The sequence below is a fragment of the Paenibacillus allorhizosphaerae genome, from assembly GCF_042659105.1.
GTDB lineage: Bacteria > Bacillota > Bacilli > Paenibacillales > NBRC-103111 > Paenibacillus_G > Paenibacillus_G allorhizosphaerae.
In genome coordinates, this window is the sequence record NZ_JBHSRV010000045.1 from 1 (window position 1) to 6,749 (window position 6,749).

General features: G+C 45.1%; 8 protein-coding genes and 1 pseudogene. 3 read left to right on the forward strand and 6 right to left on the reverse strand.

Going from position 1 to position 6,749, the window contains the following annotated elements:
• Window positions 1-270 precede the first annotated feature (270 nt).
• The 3 genes from ACFQI7_RS37420 (at window position 271) to ACFQI7_RS37430 (ending at window position 3,249) form a co-directional block, all read left to right on the forward strand.
• Complete coding sequence (locus tag ACFQI7_RS37420) at window positions 271-675, forward strand: VOC family protein (protein ID WP_218103493.1); 405 nt, start codon at window positions 271-273, stop codon at window positions 673-675.
• A 303-nt stretch (window positions 676-978) separates the two neighbouring features.
• Window positions 979-1,938: an IS110 family transposase gene (locus ACFQI7_RS37425; RefSeq protein WP_218103495.1), complete on the forward strand. Its 960-nt coding sequence runs from the start codon at window positions 979-981 to the stop codon at window positions 1,936-1,938.
• A gap of 534 nt (window positions 1,939-2,472) precedes the next feature.
• Entirely contained in the window at window positions 2,473-3,249 is a 777-nt protein-coding gene (locus ACFQI7_RS37430; protein WP_218103496.1) for a stalk domain-containing protein, read from the forward strand.
• Window positions 3,250-3,310: 61 nt separating this feature from the next.
• Here ACFQI7_RS37430 and ACFQI7_RS37435 read toward each other — a convergent pair whose 3' ends face one another.
• The 6 genes and pseudogenes from ACFQI7_RS37435 to ACFQI7_RS37460 all read right to left on the reverse strand — a co-directional run bounded on the left by ACFQI7_RS37435 (window position 3,311) and on the right by ACFQI7_RS37460 (window position 6,621).
• Entirely contained in the window at window positions 3,311-3,739 is a 429-nt protein-coding gene (locus ACFQI7_RS37435) for a hypothetical protein (RefSeq protein WP_218103497.1), read from the reverse strand.
• A gap of 107 nt (window positions 3,740-3,846) precedes the next feature.
• Window positions 3,847-4,275, reverse strand: coding sequence for a DoxX family protein (locus ACFQI7_RS37440; protein ID WP_218103499.1), 429 nt, complete (start codon window positions 4,273-4,275; stop codon window positions 3,847-3,849).
• On the reverse strand, window positions 4,272-4,700 hold the full coding sequence (locus ACFQI7_RS37445; protein ID WP_218103500.1) for an SRPBCC family protein: 429 nt from the start codon (window positions 4,698-4,700) through the stop codon (window positions 4,272-4,274). Before ACFQI7_RS37445 ends, ACFQI7_RS37440 begins: the two co-directional genes overlap by 4 nt.
• Before the next feature lie 61 nt (window positions 4,701-4,761).
• Window positions 4,762-5,715 (reverse strand): sigma-70 family RNA polymerase sigma factor, encoded by a 954-nt coding sequence (locus ACFQI7_RS37450; RefSeq protein WP_218103502.1) that lies wholly within the window; start codon window positions 5,713-5,715, stop codon window positions 4,762-4,764.
• A 140-nt stretch (window positions 5,716-5,855) separates the two neighbouring features.
• Window positions 5,856-6,154, reverse strand: a pseudogene (locus tag ACFQI7_RS37455) (VOC family protein); the annotation flags it as partial.
• Window positions 6,155-6,243: 89 nt separating this feature from the next.
• Window positions 6,244-6,621 carry a DUF6843 domain-containing protein gene (locus tag ACFQI7_RS37460; protein ID WP_218103503.1) on the reverse strand — a complete coding sequence of 126 codons (378 nt, stop codon included), beginning with the start codon at window positions 6,619-6,621 and terminating at the stop codon, window positions 6,244-6,246.
• Between the last annotated feature and the right edge of the window lie 128 nt (window positions 6,622-6,749).

Sequence of the window (6,749 nt, forward strand, 5' to 3'; positions counted from 1 at the left end):
ATTCGGGTTGGAACGAAGCATAAGACCACCGCCTTTACAGTATAGTTATATTATATCATATTAACGCGGTAATTTGATAAAGATATTAAAGATAAAAGTAGCCTGTTGAAGTTTTTCAACAGGCTGACGCTACTGACATACTGTTGTCAGTAGCGTTTTTTTATAATCGGAGTAAGTAATCGTAAAAGAGTGGGATATAATGCGACGTATTTTGGCCCACAATGATAGGATGCGGTATTGTATCATTTATAATAGGAAGGATGGTATCTCGTGAATTTTGCTTCAGTACGCATCATTACCGACGACGTGGATCGTCTCGTCGAGTTCTATGAGAAAGTCATGGGTGTTACGGCGGAACGCCCCGCGCCAATCTTTGCCGAACTCGTTGTGCCATCGTGCACTCTGGCGATCGGCCACTCCCAGACGGTGCAACTGTTCGGCGCTGGTTCCGCAGTGGCGGCCGACAATCACACTGTCATCATCGAGTTCCGCGTCCACGATGTCGATGCCGAATACGAGCGCTTGAAGCCGTTTGTCGACGAGTGGGTAAAGGAACCAACCACAATGCCGTGGGGGAACCGTGCTGTGCTGTTTCGCGATCCCGACGGCAACCTGGTTAACCTCTTCGCACCGGTGACCGAGGAAGCGATCAAAAGGTTCAGCGGTAGGCGTTGACGGACAGTTGAATTGAGTGAGGGGAATTTCGTAATTTGTAATTTTACTGACCGCTTCATAGAAACAGACCATAGCAACGAGCTATGGTCTCTTCATTTTATCTAGGTTCTTCATTATTTATTGAGAAATGGATCTATTTCGCAACCCTCGCTGATGCTGGCAGCCTATTTGTAATTGTGCTATCGTCCCCGTTAACATTCCTGTAGGCGTTAGCAGATTCAATTTGCAGAAAAAGAGACGCCCCGCTAGGATGAGTATGTACTGGGTTGCAGCCCTCAGAACTCACACCTAGGAGGCGTTATCATGAAGTCTAGACTAATTAAGGCTCAAAATCAACGTGTAGAACGAATTTCCACTTCCACTCTTGTCGTTGGCATCGACATTGCCAAGGAGAAACACGCTGCACATGCCATTAATTTTCGAGGTATTGTCCTCACCAATCGCCCAATTATGTTTTCGAATGAGTTTGACGGTTTTGAGTATTTAGAATGTAACATTCTGAAATTACAGAAAATGCACGGCATGAACGACGTCGTTGTGGGAATGGAAAGTACCGGTCACTATTGGTTCAATATTGCCAACTGGCTGGTAAATCGAGGTATTGCTGTTGTCCTTGTCAATCCAATGACAACCAAGCGAAATAAGGAAAACAGAGATAACTCTCCCTCAAAAAATGACCCAAAGGATGCACTGGTCATTGCCGATGCCGTGAGCCGCGGGTACTACACGCCCTTCTCACCAAAGGAAGAAGCGTTCCGCCGCATTCGGGTAATCGTTACAAACAGAGAGCACTGGGTTGTTGAATCCGGGCGAATTGAGAACCGTATCCACCGCTGGCTGGACATCCGTTTTCCAGAATACAGAAAAGCATTTGAAGATATTTTTAGCACTCGTTCATTAGCCACTTTGCGTCGTTTTCCAGCCCCTTCCGACTTGCTGCAGCTAACTCCGCAACAAATCGTGGAAATCTGGGCAGGATTGAACTTGGCCGAACGTAGTTCTGGTAAATACAAGGGGCAAATCAAGCTCACGAAACGAGGCAACTCATTACTACGTAAGCACTTGTATTTCACTGTGTTTCACCTCTTATCTCATAATCGTACATTCCAAGCCCTGCATAAACACAATGTAGAAGTGAAGCGAATGACGAAAATGCAGTCCATGATGAAGCTGATTGGGAAATTGGCTCGGATGCTTGTAGCCATGGCGAAAGAAGGACAAGAATTCTCCGCAGATAAGGCCCAGTTACCGTTAGCAGCTTAAAAAATAAAATCGCAACCAGACACGTAGATTGGCTCATTCTCAGGATTTCACAAAGAAAGCACGGAGTACCGAGATCATTACGCTTTAGGGCCTAGACCCGTTCCGTTAACGTTGATCGGACTCCACACCTTGGATAGATAGGACGAAGGAATGTGAGGGCTTAGACCCGTCGAGATTTGGGAGAGTAAATCCCAAGGACCTTGTGGAGAGAGACGTGCAGAAAGCTTTTAAATGGAAGATGTTGTAAATATGTCAGCACCTTCTGTTCCCGCATGCGCTCAAACGGATCTGCCCAGCCGCATTATCCACTCATTTAAACTCCTATTTAACAGGGTGCGTGAAATCCTGCGAATGAGCGAGCATTCGTGAGAAAACTTAATCGTACCGAGGGAGTTCAACGGATCCCTGTTTACTGAGTTCATTCAGAGCATTCTCTTGATAATGAGCTGCAGAAGGAGGGTTTTAATATTTCTTTCTTAAAATTATTTGAAGAATTGCCGATAAGGAATATATAACCAATAAAGGAGAAATCGAATGCATACTTTCTTTAAAAGAAAGATAATAGTTGTTATGGCTACACTATTGATTTTTACACTAGGAAATGTATCGGGGTTATCGGCAAGTTCTTCACTAAAGGAAATTAAAGCCTATCTAGATGAGAGCATACACATTGTTGTCAGAGGAATTCCATTTATCGCAAACGATGATGAGGGTAAACCGCTGACCCCAATTAATTATAATGGAAATATTTATCTTCCACTGAGAAGTGTCGCTGATGCGACTGGAATGAATGTTGAATGGGATGATTCTTCAAGAACAGCGAGAATTGAAGAATATAAAAATAACATAAACGTTTCAGAATCTAAGTATATGCTGAAATCAAATGATAATAGAGTCCAAATTACTTTACCAGGAGACTGGGAAAAATTTGCAGAAGTTGAAGTACAGGATGGATTTACTCTATCAGCAAATTTTAATGATAGAAAGGATTTCTTGGCTATTGTTAGAGAAAAAAAAGACGATACAAAAAGTAAATCGCTGAATGATTATTCGATCAATGCTCTAATGGGAATGAAATCAAGAATATCAGAAGAGCTTATTAGTAAGCCTATCATTCAAGGGTTTCCAGCGAAACAATACGAGATTCAAGCTTTAATAAATTATAAACGGTTTGTATATTTAATTACTTATGTTGAAACCAAAGATTCGTTCTATAAAGTTATTTTGTATTGTACCCAGCATCGCTATAACCAAGTTAAAGATGTCTATAAAGATATTTCAATGTCATTCAAAGAAATTAATAATAATTAAAATAGAGAACACTGAGGGTTACCTCGGTGTTATTTTACTTTCTTTGTATTCCTTAGAACCCTTAAACTATTCTGCCCTTTAGCTTAACGACAGAAGGAGCAGCTGCCGCTAAAATGGAACCGCCTTGCATCCCCGAGGGTGTTATTGCGCATATTTGTTTCGGCCTTGCACCTAATCCATACGTAATCACAGCTCTAACCTGCATAGGGCTTTCGTTCACCTCGAACACAAGATCCGCATGGCCCGTGCAATAGCAACCATCATCATATTCGGCACTAACGTTACTGAAGGATAGTAGCCGAACACCTTCTTCTTCATCCAATTTCTTCCAAGCGCTTTCCTTGCTGCCCGCTGTCTTCTGCCCTTCCCAGCCAAACAGTTCCGCAGCTCTGTTGTAGTTTTGCTCCTGGACTGCTTTCAGGAATGAAACGGTTTGCTTTTGTATGCCTATTGGGTTCCAAAACAAGGTTACTTTGTATAGCAAAAACATTATGCACAACAACAACCCCAGGCTAGATCAGATCGAATATACGTGTACAATCCCGTAATGACGCAACAAAAAAGCCGCCGTTTTTTTCCACGGCGGCAGTATATATGTTATTCGCGTTGTCCCCAGAGAAGACTGCGCAATCTTCGATCGCTCAGCCACAGCGCTCCCCATGCCAGTATGGCCACATAGACGGGGAACAGCAGATGAGACCATAATGGGTTATCCACCCTGAGATGTGTGGCCACGGCGCCTCCTAAGAAGCCTGTGAGCAGCAGCGCCCCTAAGAAGCGCGTTCGCGGTATGGCATACAGGATGGTGCAGAGCAAGGCTAGAACGCCCATCGTTGTAAGGTGATGCTCCGCAAAGCCTAGCGTGACTGAGCCGTCTACCACTGCCGCGGGCTTCGCCATTTTCCCGATCCCATCGAACAGCATGAACAGAATAACAATCCCGCTCATGATACGCGCTGTCCACAGACGCGCTCTAGAGATGTCGTGTACCGGCGTTTTCCCTGTCTTCGTATTCGTCTCGATCATCGGACTTCCTCCGTGTATTTCTTGAAATTGTTCAAAATCGCTTGCCATCCCGCATGCTGCATGTCAATGGAATGCGTGCTTTCCGCGTCGAAGGTTTCGATCACCTTGGTTTCGTTCCCTTGCTTTAGGAAGGTGATCTCCACCTTTCTCCCATCCTCCAAGGTGTACACAATCTGCTCAAGCGGCTTCACAACGTCGTAGGTTCCATAGAAGTCAAAACCCATACTTCCGTCCTTTGCTTCCATCCGAGTAAGAAACTTGCCTCCCACCCGCAGATCATTCTCCGCCCTTGGAGCGTGCCACGTGTCCGTTGCTTGATTCCACTTCGTGATGTGCTCCGGCTCGGACCAGTACCTCCATACCTTTTTTACTGGCGCCCCAATAACAGCTTGCACGGTTACTTTCGTCGGCTGATTCGTTTTCATTGTAAAAACACCCTTTCTTATTATTGTTTTCACTTCTGTAGACGAAGCCAAAGGGCGAAATTCATCGGTCTAATCGATCCGGAAGCCCGAATCGGGCAAATAATTTTCGATTGATAAAATTTTGGACGTGGAATACTTTGTTGTCTTTCACTTCTAAGATGTGAATTCCCCAAGGGACCAAGCTGTCCTCTTCCCTGCTCCACATATATTGCGCTAACGCGGGGAAACCGCCATTCGCCGTAACCGGTACAAACCGGGATCCCTCGCAATGCCAACGCGTAAGCGTGAAGAACTTGAACAAATCGTCCTTGCCGCGCACCCACATAGGGAAGGGCGGCATCGACATCCGACCCTCTTCATGAAACAAGGCAACCAGGGCATTGATATCGAATTGCTCGAAGGCTTCCACATAACGCGACAGCAATTCCTGATCAGGTGCCTCTTCGCTCCTGCCCAATTCATCGGAACGGAGTTGTTCCCGCGTAAGCGTATCTCTGGCCCTCTGCAGAGCGCTGTTGACCGCGGCCGGCGACATGCCTAACGTCTCTGCGATCTGCTTGGAAGGCCACTCAAATACATCCTTCAAAATTATCACCGCACGTTGACGGGGAGGCAAGATCTGTAAAAGTGTAATAAAACAGATATGCAGCGTATCTTTACGGATGAAAATATCTTCCGGATTATTCGAAAAGTCAGGGGCCGGCCAGATCCAAGACGAATCAGGCAGCGTCTCGCGAGGTTCGACAATGGATTCCGCAGGGCCGGAGAAGTCTACAGGGCGAATGCGGCGTTTCGCTTGTCTTAGCTTGTCCAGGCAAATATTTGATGCGATCCGATAGACCCACGTTTTAAATGAGGACTCCTGTCGGAAGGAGTTCCAGCTTTGCCAGACGCGAATGAAGGTTTCCTGCACGGCATCGTCTGCGTCATCGATAGACCCTAGCATCCTATAGCAGAACGAGGTTAACCCCGGCTTCAACTCGTCAAATGACTGTAATTCTGCGGTTACGTTCATTGCGGTGTTCACCCTTCAAGGAAAGAATTCTTCAATACTATAATACCTATTGAAGAATTCGTTTGTATATAAAAAAGAGTAGCGCCACCAGATGATGGGCAACTCTTTCTCCTGAGGTATGGTTTACATCTCCGCGTAGACTGGAAGGTCATGCCGAACTTGTCCGTGACGTCGCCGAATCCAGGGCTGAAGGATTCCTCTTGAAACGGCATATTGACATGGCCGTCTTGCCGTAGAGCATCGAAGATCCGCTTTGACTTCTCTACATCGTTCGTCGTAATGCAGATCGTCACCCGTTTCCCGGTTTCGATCGGCGATCCCCAAGGCGCATCCGAGCTCCGATTCACCTACTCTCAGTTGCAAGGGAAAGAATCTCGGCACTAATGGTTTGCTCGTAAAACTGAATGGCTCCCTTCTGTAAGACTCTAAATCCGCGCATAACTGCCAGTTAGCGGGGTATAAGTAGCCGATCCGGCGGACATATATATCGCCTGGATCCAGCAGAGGTCCCTCAACGTTTATGGCATTTCACTTCGTTTTTTGACTATTTTGAAACTCTCTCCACCGATCCTCACTACCAATAAAAACTTCCATTACAGGCGGATGATGTTCAGTTGTTCCATTAGCATAGTGCTCATCCCACGTTACGTTTTTACCAGGATGAACTAACTCCCGATCAACTTTTTTTCTATTGCCTGTGAGATCTACATAGTAAAACTCAGCTGTGCCCTCTTTAAAATTGCTTGATGTGTTTAAAACCCCTGAAGTTGGGATTTCATACACATAATTTTTTGAAAAGAACCCATCCCTTTTCAATGAAGGATATTCTTTTTGTTCGAATCTAACTTCAAATACACCTAAGAAATTATCTGGTAATAAAAAAATCAATTTCTTAGGAAAAGACAAATCTGTTTAGCCCCCTAAAGAACTTGGACACTAAGAGTGTGTATGGATTACACTATTAGTGATAGGGGCTGATGACATGACGAGAAATAAGCATTCTAAAGAATTTAAGAAGCAGGTCGTTAAAGAAG